This is a genomic window from Paraburkholderia sp. GAS32 (assembly GCF_050434225.1).
In the GTDB taxonomy this organism is placed as follows: Bacteria; Pseudomonadota; Gammaproteobacteria; order Burkholderiales; family Burkholderiaceae; genus Paraburkholderia; species Paraburkholderia madseniana.
In genome coordinates this window covers 295,769-317,193 of record NZ_JBNPVS010000006.1, presented here as the reverse complement: position 1 = coordinate 317,193, position 21,425 = coordinate 295,769, and the positions used below count along the sequence as shown (strand labels likewise).

At 62.7% G+C, this 21,425-nt stretch carries 20 protein-coding genes; 10 read left to right on the top strand and 10 right to left on the bottom strand.

What is annotated here, in order from left to right; all coding sequences use genetic code 11:
* The first annotated feature begins 279 nt into the window (after nucleotides 1-279).
* The gene (locus P3T25_RS10645) at nucleotides 280-1,437 is read left to right on the top strand and encodes a pyridoxal phosphate-dependent aminotransferase (RefSeq protein WP_429358042.1); all 1,158 of its coding nucleotides are present in this window, start codon (nucleotides 280-282) and stop codon (nucleotides 1,435-1,437) included.
* A 158-nt stretch (nucleotides 1,438-1,595) separates the two neighbouring features.
* Here the strand turns inward: P3T25_RS10645 and P3T25_RS10640 are convergent, their stop codons facing one another.
* The 6 genes from P3T25_RS10640 to P3T25_RS10615 form a co-directional block, all read right to left on the bottom strand.
* Entirely contained in the window at nucleotides 1,596-1,970 is a 375-nt protein-coding gene (locus P3T25_RS10640) for a VOC family protein (RefSeq protein WP_154567341.1), read from the bottom strand.
* A gap of 142 nt (nucleotides 1,971-2,112) precedes the next feature.
* Nucleotides 2,113-2,670, bottom strand: coding sequence for a sugar O-acetyltransferase (locus tag P3T25_RS10635; RefSeq protein ID WP_429358041.1), 558 nt, complete (start codon nucleotides 2,668-2,670; stop codon nucleotides 2,113-2,115).
* 114 nt (nucleotides 2,671-2,784) lie between these two features.
* Nucleotides 2,785-3,105, bottom strand: a complete 321-nt coding sequence (locus P3T25_RS10630; RefSeq protein ID WP_154567343.1) for a pyrimidine/purine nucleoside phosphorylase — start codon at nucleotides 3,103-3,105, stop codon at nucleotides 2,785-2,787.
* A gap of 191 nt (nucleotides 3,106-3,296) precedes the next feature.
* A complete protein-coding gene (locus P3T25_RS10625; protein WP_154567344.1) occupies nucleotides 3,297-4,010 on the bottom strand; it encodes a hypothetical protein in 714 nt (237 codons plus the stop codon).
* A 322-nt stretch (nucleotides 4,011-4,332) separates the two neighbouring features.
* A complete protein-coding gene (locus tag P3T25_RS10620) occupies nucleotides 4,333-5,718 on the bottom strand; it encodes a hypothetical protein (protein WP_429358040.1) in 1,386 nt (461 codons plus the stop codon).
* Between the two features lie 548 nt (nucleotides 5,719-6,266).
* Nucleotides 6,267-7,121 (bottom strand): helix-turn-helix transcriptional regulator, encoded by an 855-nt coding sequence (locus P3T25_RS10615; RefSeq protein ID WP_266238704.1) that lies wholly within the window; start codon nucleotides 7,119-7,121, stop codon nucleotides 6,267-6,269.
* Nucleotides 7,122-7,312: 191 nt separating this feature from the next.
* Here P3T25_RS10615 and P3T25_RS10610 point away from each other — a divergent pair, with 191 nt between their 5' ends.
* From P3T25_RS10610 to P3T25_RS10580, 7 genes are all read left to right on the top strand, one after another.
* Nucleotides 7,313-7,522 carry an SDR family NAD(P)-dependent oxidoreductase gene (locus P3T25_RS10610; RefSeq protein WP_302272789.1) on the top strand — a complete coding sequence of 70 codons (210 nt, stop codon included), beginning with the start codon at nucleotides 7,313-7,315 and terminating at the stop codon, nucleotides 7,520-7,522.
* A 198-nt stretch (nucleotides 7,523-7,720) separates the two neighbouring features.
* Nucleotides 7,721-8,884 carry an HPP family protein gene (locus P3T25_RS10605; RefSeq protein ID WP_154560162.1) on the top strand — a complete coding sequence of 388 codons (1,164 nt, stop codon included), beginning with the start codon at nucleotides 7,721-7,723 and terminating at the stop codon, nucleotides 8,882-8,884.
* A 95-nt stretch (nucleotides 8,885-8,979) separates the two neighbouring features.
* The gene (locus P3T25_RS10600; RefSeq protein WP_154560163.1) at nucleotides 8,980-9,393 is read left to right on the top strand and encodes a MarR family winged helix-turn-helix transcriptional regulator; all 414 of its coding nucleotides are present in this window, start codon (nucleotides 8,980-8,982) and stop codon (nucleotides 9,391-9,393) included.
* Nucleotides 9,394-9,399: 6 nt separating this feature from the next.
* Complete coding sequence (locus P3T25_RS10595) at nucleotides 9,400-11,190, top strand: chloride channel protein (RefSeq protein ID WP_266238706.1); 1,791 nt, start codon at nucleotides 9,400-9,402, stop codon at nucleotides 11,188-11,190.
* A gap of 338 nt (nucleotides 11,191-11,528) precedes the next feature.
* On the top strand, nucleotides 11,529-12,401 hold the full coding sequence (locus P3T25_RS10590; RefSeq protein WP_266238707.1) for a M24 family metallopeptidase: 873 nt from the start codon (nucleotides 11,529-11,531) through the stop codon (nucleotides 12,399-12,401).
* An 11-nt stretch (nucleotides 12,402-12,412) separates the two neighbouring features.
* Entirely contained in the window at nucleotides 12,413-14,212 is a 1,800-nt protein-coding gene (locus tag P3T25_RS10585; RefSeq protein WP_429358039.1) for an SDR family oxidoreductase, read from the top strand.
* A gap of 28 nt (nucleotides 14,213-14,240) precedes the next feature.
* Nucleotides 14,241-15,143: a metal-dependent hydrolase gene (locus P3T25_RS10580; protein WP_266238709.1), complete on the top strand. Its 903-nt coding sequence runs from the start codon at nucleotides 14,241-14,243 to the stop codon at nucleotides 15,141-15,143.
* Between the two features lie 17 nt (nucleotides 15,144-15,160).
* Here the strand turns inward: P3T25_RS10580 and P3T25_RS10575 are convergent, their stop codons facing one another.
* On the bottom strand, nucleotides 15,161-16,054 hold the full coding sequence (locus tag P3T25_RS10575; RefSeq protein ID WP_266238710.1) for an AraC family transcriptional regulator: 894 nt from the start codon (nucleotides 16,052-16,054) through the stop codon (nucleotides 15,161-15,163).
* A gap of 158 nt (nucleotides 16,055-16,212) precedes the next feature.
* On the opposite strand from P3T25_RS10575, the gene P3T25_RS10570 reads away from it, so the two are divergent.
* The gene (locus tag P3T25_RS10570; protein ID WP_266238711.1) at nucleotides 16,213-16,992 is read left to right on the top strand and encodes an SDR family NAD(P)-dependent oxidoreductase; all 780 of its coding nucleotides are present in this window, start codon (nucleotides 16,213-16,215) and stop codon (nucleotides 16,990-16,992) included.
* 113 nt (nucleotides 16,993-17,105) lie between these two features.
* Entirely contained in the window at nucleotides 17,106-17,966 is an 861-nt protein-coding gene (locus P3T25_RS10565; RefSeq protein ID WP_266238712.1) for a class I SAM-dependent methyltransferase, read from the top strand.
* An 8-nt stretch (nucleotides 17,967-17,974) separates the two neighbouring features.
* Here P3T25_RS10565 and P3T25_RS10560 read toward each other — a convergent pair whose 3' ends face one another.
* The 3 genes from P3T25_RS10560 to P3T25_RS10550 all read right to left on the bottom strand — a co-directional run bounded on the left by P3T25_RS10560 (nucleotide 17,975) and on the right by P3T25_RS10550 (nucleotide 21,360).
* Nucleotides 17,975-19,321 carry a glutamine synthetase family protein gene (locus P3T25_RS10560; RefSeq protein ID WP_266238713.1) on the bottom strand — a complete coding sequence of 449 codons (1,347 nt, stop codon included), beginning with the start codon at nucleotides 19,319-19,321 and terminating at the stop codon, nucleotides 17,975-17,977.
* 176 nt (nucleotides 19,322-19,497) lie between these two features.
* Nucleotides 19,498-20,055: a helix-turn-helix domain-containing protein gene (locus P3T25_RS10555; RefSeq protein ID WP_097394205.1), complete on the bottom strand. Its 558-nt coding sequence runs from the start codon at nucleotides 20,053-20,055 to the stop codon at nucleotides 19,498-19,500.
* A gap of 15 nt (nucleotides 20,056-20,070) precedes the next feature.
* On the bottom strand, nucleotides 20,071-21,360 hold the full coding sequence (locus P3T25_RS10550; protein ID WP_171927950.1) for an NAD(P)/FAD-dependent oxidoreductase: 1,290 nt from the start codon (nucleotides 21,358-21,360) through the stop codon (nucleotides 20,071-20,073).
* Nucleotides 21,361-21,425: the final 65 nt, after the last annotated feature.

The following is a 21,425-nucleotide window of genomic DNA, read 5'->3' as shown; positions in this document are numbered from 1 at the left end:
TCCTTTTAAACATTGATGTCGCCAGAACGCTTGCCGTTTGGACGGGCTAGCGAATCAGCAAGCTACAACTGGAGCAGCGGCGACGAATGCCCATTGCTTTTGGCCCTTCTTATGCACCGCTTCAAAGCGGGCAATGGGGGTCGTTTTACGTGTTCAGAACCGGACGCCAACGCACGACGATGACCAGCGACGGCGGCCCCGAAACCGTGCTTAAAACAACGACGGCGGTGGTCCGGTCGCCATCAACTCAACTATATTAAAACGATAGCGGAGGCCCATGTGACAGTATCTCGCCTAAGAAATATTCCTGGCATTGGAGTCGACCGAATCGGCGACGCCGCGGATTCTCTGCGCGACGCGGACATTCTAAGGCTTGAAAATCTCGATACTGACCTGCGACCGCCGGCGCAGGCGCTGGCTCGCACGCACGAGGCCATCGACGACGACGCGGCAAATAGCTACCTGCCTTTTACCGGCCAGCGTGCGTTGCGCGAGGCGGCTGCCGAGCGGGTCGGCCGCGCCGCGGGCGTCGCTTACGACGCCGCGAGCGAATGCATCGTGTCGGCCGGCGGTCTTGCGGGGATTCTCAACGTGCTGTTGTCGATCCTTGAGCCGGGCGACGAAGTCGTGCTGACGGATCCCACCTACGCTGGGCTGATCAACCGCGTGCATCTGGCCGCAGGCGTGCCGAGGTTCGCGCGGCTGCAGCCGGGTGCCGACGGCTGGCGGCTCGATCTCGACAGTCTTGCCGCGGCGATCGGGCCGCGAACGAAAGCGCTGCTGATCATGTCGCCTTCGATGCCAAGCGGCTACGTCGCATCGCGGGACGAATGGCTTGCGATTGCGGGACATTGCCCGCGCCATGGCATCTGGCTGGTCTATGACGCGGCGATGGAGCGCATCCTGTTCGACGGGCGCGACGTCATTCATCCCGCCGGTTTGCCGGACATGCGCGAACGCACCATCACCATCGGCGCGGTTTCGAAGGAGTATCGGATGATCGGATGGCGCGTCGGCTGGATCGTCGGGCCCGCATCGATCATGAACGACGTACGTCTCGTGAGCCTGTCGAACGTGGTGTGTCAGGTTGGAATCGCGATGCCCGGCGCCACTGCCGCGCTGACGGCAACCGACGACGGCGTGGCTGCTGCGGTCGCCGAATGGGAGCGCCGTCGCGACTTCCTGATAAGCGCGCTTGCTGACCTGCCGGTGATCCGTCCGCATGGCGGCTGGTCGATGCTCATCGATACCCGTGAGCTGGGTCTGGAGCCACCCGAGGCGTCGAAGCTGCTGCTCGAACGCGGCAAGGTCGCGGCTACGCCGATGACGAACTGGGGACCCGGCGCCGACCGCTATCTGCGTTTCGTTTTCTCCGACGAATCCGTTTCGCGTCTGCATGACATTCGCGAGCGCATACGCCGGTCATGGCAGATATGACGCAACGAAAAATTCGATGTCAGTCGACCGTCCCGCTTCGAAGCGTCTGTCCCGACTCCTGGCGGGCGCTCGACACGCCCAGCAGACCGCCGAATAACGGACGCTCAACGTTTGACATGAGAGGCGGCCTGGCCTCGCGAGTCCGCTCGATGGAAGGGTTAGGCCTCGGGTTGGTGGCAAACCACTTCGATGTTGTGCCCGTCCGGACCAATGACAAAAGCTGCATAGTAGTTCGCGTGGTAGTGCGGGCGCAGACCAGGCGCACCATTGTCTTTGCCACCCGCCTCCAGCGCCGCGCGATAGAAAGCTTCGACTTGCTGGCGATTCTCGGCCGTGAACGCCAGGTGAAGATGCGCCGGCTTCTCCTCGGTTTGGTACAGGCACAATGAAGCCTTACCCTGTGGGCTAAGCTCGACACCGTACGCCGGCGGCCCCTCCGAGACAACAGCTACGCCGAGCGGTGCGAGTGCCTCGAGGAAGAACGCTTTGCTCGCTGCATAGTTGCTGACTCCGAATTTGACGTGGTCGAACATGAACTCTCCTGAAGTGTGTGGGCCTGCGCGAGGCCCAACGTGATTTAGAGATCACCGCGATGTTGTCACACGTGGCCACAAGTAGCCACCGGTGGCAGTCTGAACCTTTTTTAGCACCGGAATCATCCTTGCGGACGTTCTCTTAGTCAGCAATCGAACGAATGATCCTCGCCGGATTTCCACCGACGAGCGTATTCGGGGGAACGTCCCTGGTGACGACCGACCCTGCCGCGACAACCGAATTCTCGCCTACCGTGACGCCACCGATGATGGTCGCACCAGCCGCAATCCAGACGTTTCTCTTAATCACGATGGGCTTTGCGATTACGAAGGCGCGCCGCTGAGAAGGTTCAATGGGATGGCCAGACGTGATGATGCTGACGTTCGGCCCGATCATCACATCGTCGGCAATGTCGAGTCCGCCAAGGTCGTAGAAAGTGCAATTCTGATTGATGAAGACATTGCGCCCGACACTGATATCGACCCCGCCGGTTGTGTAGAACGGTGGTATCAATAGAAAGCTGTCGTCCACCTTCTTGCTGATAAGTTCGCTGAACAAGGCCCGGACTTCGTCCGCATCGTTGAACGTCAACCGGTTGAGCGTGGCAGTGATCGCCATCGCGCGTTTGATGTTCTCTGACATGGCCGCTGATTCCGGCGTTCTCCTGGGAATTATCTTGGTGCGATCGTCATTCGCCATTCGTCGGTCTCCTCCGGTTGCGATCGAGCGAGCGCTCGGCGCGTGAGCCGGAGTGCGCGGGCGGTGAAGAAAGGGGGGAGGGTGCCGGGGCAATGACCCGGCGCCCGTCCGTCTCTACAGGTAGCTGCAGATGTAGTCGAGCGTTTCGATCACATCGATATCGAAGCGACTCTTGCCAGGCACCGAGAACGACTCGCCCGCGCCATACGTCTTCCACTCCGCGCTCCCTTCGAGGCGGATGCGGCATTGGCCGGCCTGCACTTCCATGAGTTCCGGCGCGTCGGTGCCGAAGTTGAGCGCGCCGGGCAGGATCACGCCGAGCGTCTTGCGCGTGCCGTCGGCGAAGAGAACGGTGTGCGAGACACACTTGCCGTCGAAGTAGACGTTGGCGCGTTTGATAACGGAAACCTGATCGAATTGCGTTGTGGCCGTCATGGCGGTCTTCCTTTGGGTCATCGTGAATGGATGCATTAGCGCCACGTGGCGGCAGCGGGCGGTGCGCGATCTGCGCGGACCGCTAGCGCGGGCTTTCGTCGGACGCAAGCCCGCCATCATACAGGCGGGCGGCGGCGCCAGCCGGTAACCCTCGTGCCTGTCAGGGCAACGCCGCGGTGTGATCCTGACGGCTAGTCAGCCCGTGACCAACGACCCGAATCCGGGCACACAATCACCTGTTCGCCGTTTAGCTGGACTTGCTCGGTATCCGGTTGCGACGAGGTCGAAGGCGTAACGTCGAAGACCACCTTCAGCGCGTGTCCAACGTGGGCATTTTCGATGGAAAGCTCCCAGGTCAGGAAGATCTGGATGCAATCCTGATCCGGCGCGAAATCGGCCGCATCAAAACCACTGCTGCCGCGCTGGATGACGCCATGAGGCTGGCCAGTATCGAATATCACAACCGTTCCCCGGCTCAGCGGAATACGCCGGCCCAAAGCGGGGAAATGCAAGTCCAGACCTCGGTCCTCGCTCATGAACAGATTGCAAAAAGCCGCATCGCCATATTGCGCACCGTCGTGGTGGTACCTCGCGCCGCGGCAGGCCATGAGGGCTACGTCACTGGCGGCAAGCACCTCAGGCAGTCCAAGCGTACGCGTCCAATCGGACACGGCCTGCACGCAGCGCGTGTAATCCGGCCAGCGCGCCCGCGCTCTCGGCAAAGGCATTGGCTCGACGTCTCCAGGTTCCAGAACCATATGCGACGATATCTCTCTTTCCCAATCCGCAAGCAGACGTGCAGGAGGCATAGGGACGTCGACCGTGCCTGATAACACGATGTCGCTCACGCTTCGGCTGCGGATGGCGTCGTCACTCCAGTAATAGGAGGTCAGCATGTCTCGCATTCGATTCAGTTGAGGGGGGATTCATGCGGGCATTGTAACGATTCCACGGGACCGCTTCGGCGCGAGCCGGTCACGTGCTGTGGCGTTCGCGAAGCTGTGCGGGGCTGACCGGGCCCGACTTCATGGAGATTGTCTCGCGTAGCCGGCCGCCGGCTGCCGGCTGCCGGCAGATGCAGCGTGTGACGTATCGTGCGTGTAGGCTCGTGTGCGTGTGCCGGGCCTGACGTTGTGAAGCCGTGATGCCAGTCAGGTCCGGCCGTCCTTTCTGTTGCACCCGCGAGGTCGCGCGGGAGGTGCCCCCCGGGGCACCTCGCATTGCGGGCTAATGCTTGGGTGTGGACGGCGTGCCGCCGCCGCCGAGTCCACCTGTGAGGCCGCCGAGCAGGTTCGTCAACGGGGCGAGCGGAGACGAGCCGCCGCTTGCGCCGCCGAGTACGCCGGTCAGTGTGCCGACCAGGTTGGTCAACGGTGCGACCGGATTGGACGCCGAGTTCGTCGACGATCCGTGCGAGGTGCCGCCGCCCTGGCCTCCGGTTAGTCCGCCGAGCAAGGTGGTAACCGGTGCGAGGGGGCCGCTGCTGCCTTGCGAGCCGCCGTTCACCGAGGCCACCGACAGTCCGCCGAGCAACGCCGTCACAGGTGCCAGCAGGCCACCGGTGCCATGTCCGCTCGATCCGCCTGTAACGCCATGTGAACCGCCGGTTGTGCCGTTGGCCACGCCGTTGCCGTTGCCGCTACCGCTGTTGTTGCCCACGGTGATCGGCACGATAGGCACGCTGATCGCGCCGACGCTGACGACCAGGTTCACGATCGGATCAAGCAGGCCGCCGGTGGTCTGGCTGCCGCTGCTGGAGCCAACGCCAGTGTTGGAGCCGCCGTGACCACCGTTTCCGGAGCCGCCGCCGTATCCGCCGCCCGAGCCGCCGTGGCCACCGTCTCCAGAGCCGCCGCCGTTCCCACCGCCGGAGCCACCGGAGCCACCGGAGCCACCGGAGCCACCGGAGCCACCGGAGCCACCGGAGCCACCGGAGCCACCGGAGCCACCGCCGTAACCGCCACCCGAGCCACCGCCGTAACCGCCACCCGAGCCACCATGGCCGCCGTCTCCGGAACCGCCACCGTACCCGCCACCTGAGCCACCATGGCCGCCGTCTCCGGAACCGCCACCGTACCCGCCACCTGAGCCACCATGGCCGCCGTCTCCGGAACCGCCGCCGTACCCGCCACCTGAGCCGCCGTGGCCACCGTCTCCAGAGCCGCCGCCGTTCCCACCACCCGAGCCACCTTGGCCACCGTCGCCGGAACCTCCACCGTAGCCACCACCCGAACCGCCGTGGCCACCGTCTCCAGAGCCACCGCCGTTCCCGTCACCCGAATCGCCGGAGCCTCCCGAGCCGCCATAACCGCCGTCTCCAGAGCCACCGCCGTACCCGCCGCCCGAGCCGGAAACCGGACCGCCGCCCCAGGCCGAGCCGCCGGCCCAAACCGAGCCACTACCCGCACCGCTGCCGGCCCATGCGCCAGATGTGTTACCGCCTCCTGCCCACGCGAATCCCGATCCTGGTTGCCCGGTTGTCGTCCATCCGCTGCCTTGCGCAAACGAGGGAGGCGGTGTGGTCGTGACGTCTCCGGCCTGACACGAAGTGGCTAGCGACCACCATAGGAGTGCGCTCGCCGATGCAACAAGAGTGTGTTTGAAGGGAGCCATGATTAGTCCTTTCGCGATGAAATCGCGTCCTGATTGGAAGGTGTAATCAGTGCCCCCGGAAAACCGCTGATCGGTCTTGCAGAAACGGTTGCTTTTCTAGCCCGAGACCGCGTTTGTGCGCGTCGCCTTCGTTTAATTCTGGAGCCGGTGCGGTAGCGCCATGCTCGGATTTGGCTTCCTCGGGCAATTGGTCGCCGCAAGTTCTGAGCCAATGCTGCGGTTACGGAGCGCGGCACGTTCCGCGCACGGGCGGTGCTGAAATTGAGTGGCGTGCGGCGACGAAGGTCTTGCTGGACGGGGCAGATCGGGTGAGATGGAGAGTGCAGTGACGGCATCGTGTGGCGCGTGTTACGTCCCAGGTGTTACGTGTTCCCATCACATCGAACGTAACCTCGCCGTTACACGTCGTGCTGCGCAAATAGTTCAGACAAAAGGCGGCGTTGTCATCATATGGAGTCCGATATATTGAGGCGCGCGTTGGAAACGCGCGTTTAGATCCGTGCCGGCGCAAAGACTTCCATGCCGCGTGCTTCGAGGGTGCCTCGGGCTCACTTCGCTGCGACTGCCTGCTTGTCTTCGATCAGGGATCTGATCCGCTCCTGATCGACCGGTGTCGCCGGGTTATAGACGATCATCTGAAGATCCGGCCGCCCGTCGACTGCGAAGGATGAGTACTCCAGCGAGATCGGCCCCAGCACGGGGTGGCGCAGGCGCTTGACCCCCTCGCCGTGGGTCCGCACTTCATTGTCCCGCCACATGGCGGCGAACTCGGGACTCGAGCGGCACAGTTCGTCGACGAGCGGCGCCACCTCGGCGTCGGCGCCTGCGCGCGCGGCATCGATCCGGAAGGCGCCCACCACGAAGCGGGCCACGCTTGTCCAATCGAACTGAGCGGCACGGACGCGGGGATCGCAGAAGATCATGCGCAGGACGTTGCGTTGTTCGGGGGGCAGGGAGCCGTAGTCGGTGAGCACGGTCGCGGCGGCGCGGTTCCAGGCAACCACATCCCACGTCGCAGTCCTGACGATTGCCGGACTGTAGGGCAGTGCATCGAGCAGGCGCTGCAGTCGTGGCGTTATCGCGTCACCGCCGCGATAACGGACTTCGGGCGGATGGCCGAGGCCGAGCAGGAACACGTGTTCGCGCTCGACTTCGGTCAGCATGAGTGCCTTCGCAATGCGGTCCAGCACATCCGCTGACGGATTGCCGCCGCGCCCCTGTTCCAGCCACGTGTACCAGGCCGCGCTGATATTGGCGCGCTGCGCCACCTCTTCGCGGCGTAGTCCGGCCGTGCGCCGCCGGCCACCGGAAATGCCGAAGGACGCGGGATCGAGCTTGGTCCGCCGGTTCTTCAGATAGTTGCCGAGCCGGTTGCTGCTTTCGTCGTCGTTCACTTGGGCCATGCTTAATCTGTTAAGACGTATACCCGGATAGTGTCACCAATTTAACAGGATGATTTTGCCTCGTACGTTGCTCGCAATCAATCGGATTTGGGGGAGTTTCACATCGGCATCGCGCGCGAGAAGGGCGTCTCGGCTTACGTGGGGGACGGCCTCAACTGCCTCGGAGAATCAGGGCGACCTCGGCTGATACCATGACGCTCGCCCTGTTCAAGCGAGAGAACGACATGAGACTGAAAGACCGCGTCGCCTTGATTACGGGTGCCCAACGGGGCATCGGATATGCAATAGCGGAAAGGTTCGTGGCCGAGGGAGCGAAGGTGGTGCTTGCCGACGTAACAGACGCGACCGCAGAGGCAGACGCGCTCTGCGCCCCGGGCGGCGAAGCCTGCTCCGCGCGGTAAATCCGGATCCCGCGCATCGGAGCGGGGCGCGGCATCCGCGTGGCCAGGCCGGTTCCATCGGGTCGCGGCGACTCGCAACGGATTTTTATATCACAACAAGATATAATGCTGGCGATACGTTCTTTCATTTCGTGAGGATTTGCACCTTGAGGTGCAGTTCCGTCCCACGTGATACTCGCCAACTTTCCCATCTAAACCTTGTCCCGCTACGCTCTCATCCGCTGGCTTTCCAGCTTCGCTCCCCATCCCATCGCCGTCCGGTGGCCGGAACGCCTGAGATCGTGTCTCGGCGCATTGCTGGGGATTGCGTTCACCGGCGGGACAATGCACGTTCTTCTCGGACCGGCAGCAAACATTCCACTCCTGGTTGCGCCAATGGGCGCTTCGGCCGTGCTGCTGTTCGCGGTGCCCGCCAGTCCGCTTGCGCAACCGTGGTCCATCATCGGCGGCAATATCGTCTCCGCGACGGTCGGCGTTGCCTGCGCAAGCTGGATCACCGATCCGGTCGGCGCCGCCGCCTTGGCCGTCTCGCTGGCGATCTGTGCGATGTTTGCGTTGCGGTGTGTTCATCCCCCGTCGGGCGCGGTCGCCTTGACCGCGGTCCTCGGTGGTCCGGCCGTGCATGCGCTGGGCTACCGCTTTGTGGCAGAACCGATTGCGATCCAGACGGTGATGCTGCTGTGCGCGGCTATCGTCTACCACGCTGCAACCGGGCATCGATACCCGCACGTCGCGCAGAGTTCCGGCAAAGGTGCGGCCGCATCGGCTGCGGCTGCGAACGAAGGTTTCACGCGCGCGGACCTCGAGGCGGTGCTGAACCGCCGCGGGGAATTGCTCGACATCGATACGGACGATCTGGAATCCCTCCTGCGCGACGTTCAGTTGCAGGCCTACGCCCGCACGTTCAATGAGCTGACCTGCGAGGACATCATGTCGCGTTCGCTGGTCGCCGTGTCGGCGAACACGAGAGCGTCGGCCGCATGGAGTCTGCTGAAACAGCGCCATATCAAAGCACTTCCGGTCACTGACGAGAGGCAGCACGTAATCGGCATCGTGACCCGTGCCGACCTTGTCGACAAACGGGCGGTCAGCAAAGGGATCGGTTTGTCGTCCCCCATGCAACGCTGGTTCCGGCGCAGCATCACCCCGGCGCCGCTCGTCGGTGCGTTGATGAACGTTGACGTTCACACAGTCGACGCGGCGACACCGATCGTCGAACTGGTGCCGGTGTTCGCGAACTATGGGCACCACCACATCCCGGTTCTGGACTCGAATCAGCGGCTTGCGGGAATGATCACGCAGGCCGACCTCATCGCGGGACTCTATCGCCAGGCTTACGCCAGGCAGCGGCACGCGGCATAGCAATAGCACTATCGCAGGCACTTGCGCATGAGTACATGCATAAATATCACGACATGATATAATTCGCGCTTCACCTATTTCTCGACGGCACTCCGATGAAAACACTCACTCGCGGCTTGACCAAGGCGAACTTCGAGCAACTGTCCGAGTTTCGCTACCAGATGCGCCGCTTCGAGCGTTTTTCTGAGCAGGCCGCCCAGGGTGAAGGCATCACACCGTTGCAATATCTGTTGCTCCTGCATATCAAGGGTTATCCGGAGCGTGACTGGGCGACCGTCGGCGAGCTTGCGGAACGGCTTCAGGCGCAGCATCACGGCGTGGTCGCGCTCGTGTCGCGCTGTGAGGCGCTCGAACTGGTTCGCAGAAAGGTCAGTGAGACGGACCGTCGCCAGGTCGAGGTTCATTTGTTGAAAGCGGGCGAGCAGGTGCTGGCCCGTCTCGCCGAGATGCACCGTGCCGAACTGAAGTCGCTCAAAGGCACGTTCAATGTTCCCCAGATCGATGTTTGAGTCAGCATGAGCCTCGATACCCATAAGCGTGACTTTTCCACCAACGCGCGGCTTCCCGGCGTTTCCGCGCTCGCCGCGGGAATTGGTGCGCTCAGCACGCTTGCAGCGTTCGTGCTGCTGAGCCTGATTCATCTGTTCACCAATCTGTTTTTCTTTCAGGAATTTTCGTTTGCGGACCGCCCCCCGGCCCTCAACACGCTGGGTATCTGGGTGGTGATCATCCCGGTGATCGGCGGTCTCATCGTCGGTTTCATGGCCCGTTACGGTTCGGAAAAGATCCGTGGGCATGGCATTCCCGAAGCGATCGAAGCCATCCTGTTCGGCAAGAGCCGCATGTCGCCGAAAGTGGCGATTCTCAAACCGCTGTCGTCCGGCATTGTGATCGGCAGTGGCGGGCCGTTCGGTGCGGAAGGCCCAATCATCATGACAGGCGGCGCGTTGGGGTCGCTGATCGCGCAGTGCGTGAAGGTCACGTCCGCGGAACGCAAGACGCTGCTGGTTGCCGGCGCAGCGGCGGGCATGACGGCGGTCTTCGGCACACCGGTGGCGGCCGTGCTGCTGGCGGTCGAACTGCTGCTGTTCGAATGGCGTCCGCGCAGTTTTCTGCCGGTCGCCCTTGCGTGTGCAGTCGCGGGTTTTGCGCGCGCGGTGTTCTTCGGCACGGGGCCGCTGTTTCCGCTTGAGACTGCGCCTCCCGGCGCGCTGTCGTTGGTTTCGTGCGTCATTGCAGGCCTGCTGTCCGGTGCGCTCGCGTCGGGTCTGTCAGCCGCGTTGTACAAGACCGAAGACCTGTTCGGCAAGCTGCCCATCCATTGGATGTGGTGGCCCGCGCTCGGCGGTCTCGTCGTCGGCATCGGCGGCTTTCTCGAACCTCGCGCGCTGGGCGTCGGCTACGACGTGATCGGCGACCTGTTGCGTCAGCACATTGCAATCCAGCTCGCGCTGGCGATCCTGATCGTGAAGGCGATCATCTGGGTCGTGGCGTTGGGCTCGGGCACCTCAGGCGGCGTCCTGGCGCCGTTGCTCATGCTGGGTGCGGGGCTCGGTGTCGTGCTCGGTCACGTGTTGCCGGGCGGCGAACCTGCCCTGTGGCCGCTCGTCTGCATGGCGGCCACGCTCGGCGCCACGCTGGGCGCGCCGTTGACCGCAATCGTGTTCGCGTTCGGCCTCACGCACGACAGCAACGCATTGCTGCCGCTGCTCGCCGCGACGCTGATCGCGCACGGGTTTGCAACGGTCGTCATGAAGCGCTCCATCATGACCGAGAAGATTGCCCGGCGCGGTTATCACATTTACCGGGAATACGGCGTCGATCCGCTTGAGCGTCACCACGTCGACGAGGTGATGTCGCGTACTGTCGAGACAATCGATGGCGATATGTCCGTGGGCGAAGCGCTAGCAATGTTCTTCGGCACGACGCAGACACATCGTGCTTATCCGGTCGTGCGGCATGGCGTGCTGGTGGGCGTCGTCGATCGCGCGCTACTGGAAAAAATTCGCGATGACGAGCCAGTGGATGCGCTCGAGTCGCGCCTCGCTGACGTATTGCCCCACCGTTCCCCCGCATTTGCATTGCCGAGCGAAACCTGCCGGCTCGTCGCAACGCGGCTCGCGGTACACGGTCTCGAACGCTTGCCTGTAGTCACGGACTCCGAAACGTTGCAACTGGTCGGCATTGTGTCGCGCAGCGATCTGGTCAAGCCGTCTCTTGCCCACTTCGACGAAGAGCATAAGAAAGAACGCTTCCGGCGTTTGCCAATTCACGCCGGCAAGCGGCACTTCCCGCCGGTTCCTTAAGTCAACGGCCGATCAGCAGCCGCTCAACAACCGGAACAGATGCGCCGTTTGCCAAAGAGCAAACAGCGCTCCGGCTTGTCTGCCACCGCATCCCCGCGCCACACGGCTGATGCCGGAGTCGGTGCCTGACTGAGTTCAGGCATCCGCACCTTTGGCTAATCGGACGGCCTCCACGCCTCCCATCCCGCATTCCCCAACCAGCCCCCAGGGAAAACAACCAGTGGACGAGCGCCCAGGGTGGTGTACGATCCAATCGTTACATCATTCAATGTAACAATAATAAATGTCATCGTGACGGGCGGCCGCACCCCCGTCGACAGCATATTCGGGAGGCATGTATGGGTGACAAGTCCATTCCACACGTCGACGTGGAAGAACTGGCGCAGTTCCGCGAAGTCCAGCAGTTGGCCTATCGCTGCGTCGAGAGCGTCGGCGAATTGCTCCAGCCTGGCATGACGGAAAAAGACGCCGCCCGGCTGTTGACCGAATGGCTGCAGGATCACGGCGTGCGCGACTGGCTGCACAAACCCTTCGCCTGGTTTGGCGACCGTACCGCCTTTGAAGGTTTTTCCGGGCTGTCGCACATGGCCGGTTTTAACCTGGCATTCTTCCCGAGTTCGCGTCGGCTGGAAGAAAACATGCCGGTCATTCTCGACGTGGCGCCAGTGTTGAACGGTGTGATCGCCGATGTCGGCTACGCCACCTGCGTCGGCACGAATCCCACGCTCGAACAGCTGAAAGACGACCTGGCCGAACACCGCGAGTTGATCGTCAGCATGGTGAAGCAACGGCAGACGCTTGCCGATGTGGCGCGCGCGGTCGACCTGTTGTGCAGAAAACAGGGCGTCGAGCCGCGCCACAAGGCCTATCCGTTCAAGGTGCTCGCGCATCGTGTCGCGAAGCTGAACCAGCCCGCCAAGCCGCGTTTCGTGGCGCGTTTCGGCCTGAACGCCACGCGCAACCTCGTCCTCGACCAGGTCAGCGCGGGCAGGAAGGAGGGCTGGTCGCCGTTATGGTCGATCGATCGCCGCTCCGATCATGCGCCGACGCCTGGTCTATGGGCCGTCGAGCCGCATCTCGGCTTTCAGGGTGTGGGCGCCAAATTCGAAGAGTTGCTGGTCATCACCGATGACGACGCCTACTGGCTCGACGACGACCTGCCGCATGTGCGCCGTTGGGCGCAGCGCGGGCGGGCGTTGGCCGCGGCATGACGGAGGCGCACATGCAACTTCTAACCGAACCGATATCGCCTACGCTGTACGAGGCGCCACCCGCCACGCGCCGCACCGAATTCACGGTGAGCTCGGGCGACGTGACGCTTGCCGCCAGGGCATGGGGTGACCCCGCCCGGCCGACCGTGGTGTTAGTACATGGCTACCCCGACAACAGCGAAGTCTGGGACACTGTGGCCGGATTGCTGGCACACGATTTCCATGTGATTGCCTACGATGTTCGCGGTGCAGGGCAGTCCACCGCGCCTAAAGGGACGGCCGCTTACCGTCTGGGAAAACTCACCGACGACTTCATCGCCGTCATCGACGCCGTGAGCCCCGATCGCGCCGTCCATCTGGTCGCGCACGACTGGGGTTCGATCCAGGGCTGGGAGTTCGTCACCGAAGAGCGCTTGCGCGGGCGCATTGCGTCGTACACGTCGTGCTCGGGCCCTTGCCTCGACCACGTCGCTTACTGGATCCGAGCACGCTTGCTGCGTCCCACGCCGCGTTCGATCGGCAAGCTATTGGGTCAACTGGTGCGCTCCTGGTATGTGCTGCTGTTCCATTTGCCGGTGCTGCCAGGCTTGACCTGGCGCGTGTGGCTCGGCCGCGCGTGGCCGCGTGTATTGCGTCGTGTGGAAAAGACGCAGATCGCGCCGCGCCCGACGCAAACGCAGGACGGCGTGCGCGGCGTCTCGCTGTATCGAGCCAACTTCATCCGCTGCCTGTTCACGCCGCGCAAGCGCTACGCCCACGCGCCGGTCCAGGTGATCGTGCCGACGCTGGACAAATACGTCAGCCCGGCCTTGTCCGAAGATCTTTCGCGATGGGTGCCGCAGTATTGGCGCCGTGAGCTGACTGCGCGGCACTGGCTACCGGTCACGCACCCTGAACAGATGGCCCGGATGGTGCGTGAGCTCGTCGATCACACTGAAGGCGGCGCCGAACCGGACACGCTGCAACGCGTCCGTATGGACGCCGCACGCAAACCGCTCAGCGGCAAGCTCGCGGTCGTGACGGGCGCGGGCAGCGGCATCGGGCGATGCATTGCACTGGAATTCGCGAAGCAGGGCGCCGCAGTGGTTGCGGTCGATATCGACACTGCAAGCGCGGAGCGCACGGCTACCCTGGCCAGGTTGTCAGGCTGCCAGGCGTACGCACGCAAGGCCGACGTCGGCAGCGTCGAACAGATGGAAGCGCTGGCGGATTGGGTCGGGAGTGACCTCGGCGGCGCCGACATCGTGGTCAACAATGCCGGCATTGGCATGGCAGGCGGCGTGCTCGACACTTCGGCACAAGACTGGGAACGCATTCTTCACGTCAACCTGTGGGGCGTGATTCACGGCTCTCGCCTGTTCGCCCGACAGATGGTGAAGCGCGGCAACGGCGGTCACATCATCAACACCGCATCAGCCGCGGCGTTCGCCCCTTCGCGCGACCTGCCGGCCTACGCGACCACCAAAGCTGCCGTGTTGATGCTTAGCGAGTGCATGCGCGGAGAACTCGGCGCGCACGGTATCGGCGTCAGCGCAATCTGCCCGGGGTTCGCCGAAACCGGAATCATGGCCTCGACCCAGTATGTCGGCGCCAACGCTCAGGAGCAGGACCGCATGCGCCAGAAAGCCACCAAGCTTTACCAGTTGCGCGGCCTGCAACCCGAGACGGTCGCGAAAGCCGCGCTCCGCGCGGTATTGCGCAACAAGCCAGTGGTCGCCATCGGCATCGAGGCGCATTCAATGCGTTTCATCTCGCGCTACATGCCTGGGCTCAGCCGCATGATCGCTCGCATCAGCATGGTGCCGCGTTGATCTCACCCACCGGATGCCGGAGACCGTCATGACCCAAGAGCACACTCAATACAAAATCAGGGCACGCCATGTGAAATTCGACTGGAGTCAAACACCGATCCAGTGGATTCCCGGTGACCCGTCGAGCACGCACATCATTAATGTGCTGAACCTGCTGTTCCCCGCCGGCGAACTATGGTTCTGCCGCGTGTACAACAAGGCGCTGCCGCTGATCGCCGACCCGGCGCTGCGCGACGACGCCGAGGGGTTTCTCAGGCAGGAAGCGGTGCATTCGCGCTCGCACGGCGGTGTGCTCACGCACTACTACAAGGCTCACGGCATCGATACGCAGCCTTTCACAAAGAAACTCGACTGGCTGTTCGGCAAGCTGCTCGGCGAGCAACCGCTCGGACTGAAGATCGGCAAAACGCGTTTCTGGCTGCGCCAGCAACTGGGCGTCATCGCCGCGCTGGAACACTTTTTCGGTTATCTCGGCAATTGGGTGCTCAATGCCAACGGCCTCGATGCCGCTCATGCCGACCCAACCATGCTCGACCTGCTGCGCTGGCACGGTGCGGAGGAAGTGGAGCATCGCACCGTAGCATTCGACATCTTCCGGCATATGGGCGGGACCTACTTCGAACGCTGTTTCCACATGCTGTCGACGGTCATGCTCCTACTGTACTTTCTCACGCACGGCGCGCGCTTCATGCACCGGCGCGATCCCGACGCCGGCGCGTACCGGGGTTTTATCCTCGCCTGGCGCGCCGGGGCGCGGCGCGGTTGCCTGCCGTCGTTCTGGAAGATGATCGCGGCAGCGTTACGCTATTTCAATCCGCGTTATACGCCGCATCACGAAGGCTCGACCGAGCAGGCGCTCGCTTATCTTGCCACCTCGCCCGCTGCGCAGGCCGCGGCGCATGGAGGCAACTGGGTGCGCGATGCGAATTGAGACGGCAGCATGAAACACTAGGTCGTTGCCGTTTTCAAAGCCTCTATGTCACGTCGGGGCGGCGCGCCAAACATGCGCGAGTATTCGCGACTGAATTGCGATGCGCTTTCGTAGCCCACCTGATAGGCCGCCGCTTCGGCATTGGCATTGCCTGCCACCATCAGGTGACGTGCTTCAAGCAGGCGAAGCTGCTTCTGGTATTGCAACGGCGTCATCGATGTCAGCGCCTTGAACTGCCTGTGGAATGCGGACGGACTCATTTGTGCCACGGCGGCCAGCTCCTCGATGCGTACGGTCTCGGTGAATTGGCCTCTTAACGCATGGATGGCAGCGACAACTTTATGCACATGGCTGGTGGCCAGCACGACCCGCGCGACCTCGTTGCCATGACGTCCCGTTAGCAACCAGTAGCAGATTTCTCGCTTGATCATGGGTGCGAGAATGGGAATAGCGTGAGGCGTATCGAGGAGACGCACCATGCGCAGCATGCAGTCAGCGAGCGGGCCGTCAATGTCGGTGACAAAGACGCCGTGCCCGAGTTCGTCTTCCGGCGCAGGCGGCGTATCGAGACATGCCATGACATCGCGCATGATGGCAAGGTCGAACTCCATGGCAATAGCGAGGTATGGCTCTGTTGGGCTGGCTTTCACAATCCTGCTGAACGCCGGCATCTCGACGTTGACGATCAGGGCTTGTCCTGCCCTGTAGTCGTACCGCCTGTCACCGAATGTCGTCCACTTGGCACCTTGAACGACGACACAGAGAGCCGGCTTCATGATCAGATGAGAGGGGTGTTTTTCATGATCCGACCGGATGATGATCAAGCCCTCGATGGCGGTCATGAACGGGCCCTCGCTCCCGGCTTGATTGTCGGTGTAGCGTTTGACACCTTCGACCAAGGCATTTGACATATGAACTTCCTCCGAGCCCGCTTTTGCTCATATTACTGCCTCGCGTGTCGAGCTGCAGAGCCCGGGCAGGATTAGGCAAGAAGAAGGACAGTTAGGGCATTCAGCCTCGCTAGCGGCCGGAATAAGCTGCGTCTACACATCTAACGTGGAGCGCAAAAATGACAGCAGGACAATCGGCAGACATCATCTCGAAGATCGCCATCGTGACAGGCGGGAGTCGCGGCCTGGGGCGCAATACGGTCCTTAACCTTGCGAAGCGCGGCGTCAGTTCACTATTCACCTATCGAGCCAATCAGGCGGAAGCCGACAAGGTTGTCCGCCTCGTGGCAGAGGAGGGGCAAAGAGCCATTGCACTGCCACTCGATACCGGAAAAGTGAGTACGTTCGACGCGTTCGTGGAGCAGGTTCGGGCGTCGCTTGCGCAGTTGGGTGCCGAGCGTTTCGACTACCTCGTCAACAACGCCGGCACTTCGAATCACACTCCGTTCGACAAGACAACCGAGGAAGAGCTGGACAGTCTTTACCATGTCCATTTCAAGGGCGTATTTTTCCTGACGCAAAAGCTTCTGCCGTTGATCAAGGACGGTGGCCGCATCGTGAATATCTCCTCGGGACTGACTCGTGTCGCCTTTCCAGGCAGTGGGTCCTATGCGTCCATGAAAGGCGCGGTCGAGGTTCTGACTCGTTATCTCGCGAAGGAGCTCGGTCCGCGTCGAATTGCAGTCAACACCGTCGCGCCAGGCGCAGTCGCCACGGACTTCAGCGGCGGCATGGTCCGCGACAATCCCGAGATCAACAAGCTGGTGGCGGACGGGACGGCGCTCGGCCGTGCGGGCTTGCCCGACGACATCGGCCCGATGATCGCGTCGCTGCTGTCCGAGGAGAACCGCTGGGTCAATGGCCAGCGCATCGAAGTCTCGGGCGGCATGTCTCTATAAACGACAGAATTACGTGGTCCATCCCGCACCGTCGATGAAAAAAGTCCTCTTGCCCTCGTCGGCATGAAATGGGTTAACGTCAACAACATTCGCCCACAGGAGGATCGAAAGTCATGACCGACAAGCAAGATGCAGCGCCAGACAGCACAGCAGCGCGAGTCGCCCTGTGGCGTGCTCTCCATGTCCAGTCCGACCCGCCGCCGCACGTGCTGGAAGACGTAATCGGCCTTAAGCTGCTGGCCCCGGAGGAGGGCTGGCGCAGCCGCGGGGATATGGATCCTCAATTCACGCGACCCTTTCGCGCTTCAATCGTGGCGCGTGCTCGCTTCATTGAAGACCTGGTCGTGGAACAGGCCGGGCGCGGGCTTGATCAGTACGTCATCCTCGGCGCCGGCCTCGACAGCTTCGCCCAGCGGCGGCCGGAGATCGCATCCCATCTCAAGGTGTTCGAGGTCGACCAGGCAGGTCCTCAGGCATGGAAGCGTCAGCGCCTGATCGAACTCGGCTTCGGCGTTCCGGACTGGTTGCGTTTCGTGCCGGTCGATTTCGAGGCGGGGGGAAGCTGGCGAGACGGGCTCGTGACAGCCGGCTTCGATGACAGCAAACCGGCAATCGTGGTCTCAACAGGCGTCAGCATGTATCTCACCAAAGATGCGAACGCCGCCACGCTGCGCGAAGTCGCGTCCCTCGCCCCGGGATCGACGCTCGCCATGACGTTCCTGCTGCCGCTGGAGATGGCGGACCCCGAGGTGCGCCCCGGGCTTGAGATGGCGGAGAAGGGCGCACGCGCGAGCGGGACTCCATTCCTCAGCTTCTTCACCCCGCCGGAGATTCTGGCGCTAGCCCGCGAAGCAGGCTTTAGAGAAGCACGGCACGTCTCGGCGGCCGATCTTACCGAGCGCTACTTCATGGGCAGGACCGATGGTCTGCGGCCGCCAAAGAATGCTGAGGAACTGCTGGTAGCGAATACCTAGCTGCTCGCTTAAAGGAACCAGCGGTATTCCCGCGCATTCACTTCGTTCATGAAATCCAGATGGTCCTGCCGTTTGTTCTCGCAGTAGACCATCACGAACTCTTCGCCCAAGCCTTTGCCTACGACCGGATGGCTCTGCATCGCGGCGACGGCCGTGAGCATGTCTTGCGGAAAGTCGACGCCGCTTTGGCGGTCTTCGTTGAGCGGCGCGATGGGTTCGCGGCCTGCATCCAGCCCGTGTTCCATGCCGGTAAGAATAGCGGCGAGTACCAGATAAGGGTTCGCATCGGCGCCCGCCAGGCGGTGTTCGATACGCAGGTTGCGGTCATCCGATTCGGGAATGCGAATGCAGGCGTCGCGGTCTTCGAAACCCCAACTGGCACGACTGGCTGCATTCGTCTTCCAGCCATAGCGGCGAAACGCGTTGTGATTGGCGGCGAAGACAGGCATGCAATGCGGCAGCAAGGCGAGGCACCCGGCCACCGCATGGCGCAGTGGGCGCTGGCCGTCGGTGGCCAGCAGATTGTTACCCGCTTCGTCGTAGAGACTTACATGCACGTGCATGCCGCTGCCCGGCGCGTGCAGGTATGGCTTGCTCATGAAGCTCGCGCGGTAGCCGTGTTTCAGCGCCACACCGCGCGTGCTGCGGCAGAACAGGGCAGCCCAGTCGGCGGCGCGCAGACTGTCGTCGTTGTGGCCAAAGTTGATCTCGAACTGTCCGGGCCCGAGCTCGGCGGTGATCACGGTAGCGTCCACGCCCTGCTCACGCGTCGCGTCGACCATCTCATTGAGCACACTGGAGAAGCGCGACAATCTCTCGATGTGCATATTGGACTGGTCGTCCGGATCGTCGCAGAACGGGTCGCGGGGGAATTGCGGAAGACCGTCCGCCAGCCTGGCGTCGAATAGGTAAAACTCCAGTTCGAAGGCGACAACCGGGCGGATGCCGCGCCGCTCGAAACGTTTCAGCACGCGCGCCAATACCTCGCGGGGCTCGAACTCAATGGGCGCCTCGGTGCCGTCCGAGCTGATCAGCATCTGTCCCAATGGCTGGCTTTCCCATCGCACGGGCTTGAGGGTGCCGGCGATCAGGCGGCGCTGCGCATCCGGGTCGCCGTCGTTGAAGCAATAGTCGCCGATCGGGAACACGCCACCCTGCGCACCGAGCAAAATGCAGTTCTGCGGTAGTTTCAGGAGACTGCCGGCAGCGACTTTCTCGAGCATGTCCACGGGATAACGCTTGCCGTAGAAGTGCCCGGGGATATCCAGGCAAATGAGGTCGACGTAACGCACCTCGGGATACGCCGCGCGGAAGGCGCGTACTTCGCTGAGCAGGTCGACGCTGGGGGAAGTCATGTTGTTGTCCTTCTCACGCAAAAGACGCGATGATTGAGGTTCAGTTAAAAGCTACCGTCGAAAAAGGTAGGCAAGTCGATGACATAACGGAACGCGATAGTCACAACGCCGTCCATTAGTCATCCGAATTGAAATTCAGAGCAGCGTTCGCTGCTGCGTCCCGTACTGCCTGAATCCTAGGTGAACACCCAAAGTACCCGCGTGGGTTCGTCGGAGAGATTGGCGTAGCGGAACCGCGCGTGCGCCGGCACCTGGAAGCCGTCGTTGGGGCCGAGCGTCGCCGGTTGCGCTTCGTCGTCCAGCCAGATGGTCAACTCGCCTTCCAGGACGAAGCCACCTTGCTCGTCGCTGTCATTCAACGGTTTGTCGCCGCTGCTGGCGCCCGGCGCCAGGTGGCTTTCCAGCATCGAAAAACCCGCTGACATGTTCGGCGACACCAGCACGTCGGTCACACCTTCGGCGTAATAAAGCGTGCGGCGTTCATCCGGCCGGGTCACCCAAGGCAGCGCGCGGGGCTTGCTCAGGCTATAAAAATAGGTGGTGGGCACACCGAGCGCCTCGCCGATGGCGGTCAGGTCGCCTACGGTCGGACGCGAGAGGCCGCGCTCGATCTGGGAAAGGAAACCCACCGAGCGACCGATCTTTTCGGCCAACGCGCCCAACGTCACCTTCTTATGCTTGCGCAGGTCCCGAATCAGTATCGCGAGACCTTCAATTTCTTCCTGCTTGTTCATCTTCTGCCTCTTCTCTCAGACTCTGTCGCGCAGACGATACCAGGTCTTGCCAATGACCTCCAGCGGCGCGGCCAGTAGCGCACCGCCCGGAAAAGGCGGATTGTCGATGGCCTGATACAGGTCCAGCAATTCGTCGTCGCCGAGGATGGCGTCGGCGACCGCCCGGCCGGCGGCGAGCGTAGGCAGCACGCCGTGCCCCGAATAGCCTTGCAACCAGTAGCGCTCACCTTGTCGACCGATATCCGGCGTGCGCTTCATGCTGATGTCGATATGCCCGCCCCACGCAAACTCGAGTTCCACTCCGCGCAGCTGCGGGAATGCGCGCTCCAGGTAAGGCCGGGTAGCCGCCGCAATATCCTTTGGAATGCCGCCCGCGTAGGTGCAGCCGCCGCCGAACAGCAGGCGGTTGTCAGGACTTAAGCGGAAGTAGTCGGGAACGAACTGGTTGTCGATCACGCAGCTATTGCGCGGCAGCAGCGAACGGGCCACCTCCGGCCGCAGCGGCGACGTGGCCACCTGGTAGGTGCCAACAGGCAACATGCGTCTGGACAGTTTGCGGTCGAGGCGGTCGATATAGGCGTTGCAGGCAAGTACCAGCACGTCCGCACGCACCTCGCCTTTCTCGGTGCGCGCGACATAACCGCCGGGCGTCTCGCGGTAGTCCAACACCTGGCTTTGCTCGAAGATGCGTCCACCGGCCCGTTCGATTGCCGCCGCCAGGCCTTGGGCGAGTTTTAGCGGATTCAGATGGCCTGCCTCGGGATCGTAGAGCGCCGCCTGGTAGCGGTCGCTTGCAATCCATTGAGGCATTTCCTCGCGAGGGATGAAGCGCATCTTGTCGTAACCCCACTTTTCCTCGGCTTCCCGTTGAGCCTGCTCGAGGAGCGCGGTGCGACGCGGCAGCACTGCCGCCCACAGACTTCCTGCACGGTAGTCCGCATCGAAACCATGCCGCGCCGGCAGCTCACGTATCTCACCGGCGGCCCAGCGCATGCTGTCCCACAGTTGACGGGCACGTTCCAGACCTAGCGCTGCCTCTAGCGGAGGCATGTCGCAGGACCAGCCGAGCAGGGCCTGGCCGCCGTTGCGCCCGGACGCTGCCCAGGCGACCCGGCTGGCTTCGAGCACCGTGACACGCTTGCCCGCGAGGGCCAGACGCAGCGCCGTGTGCAGGCCGCTGAACCCCGCGCCGACGATGAGCACTTCCGTGTCGAGGCGCTCTTCCAGCGTCGGCCGCAGGGGGATCGGGGCAGGATAGGTGCGTGCGTAGTAGCTCGCGACGTGCTCGGCTGACTGGTCGAACATGTTGGCTCTCGTGAAAAAATCGCGGTAAATTTCATGAAAAAATACCATTCATTTTTCACAAGCGC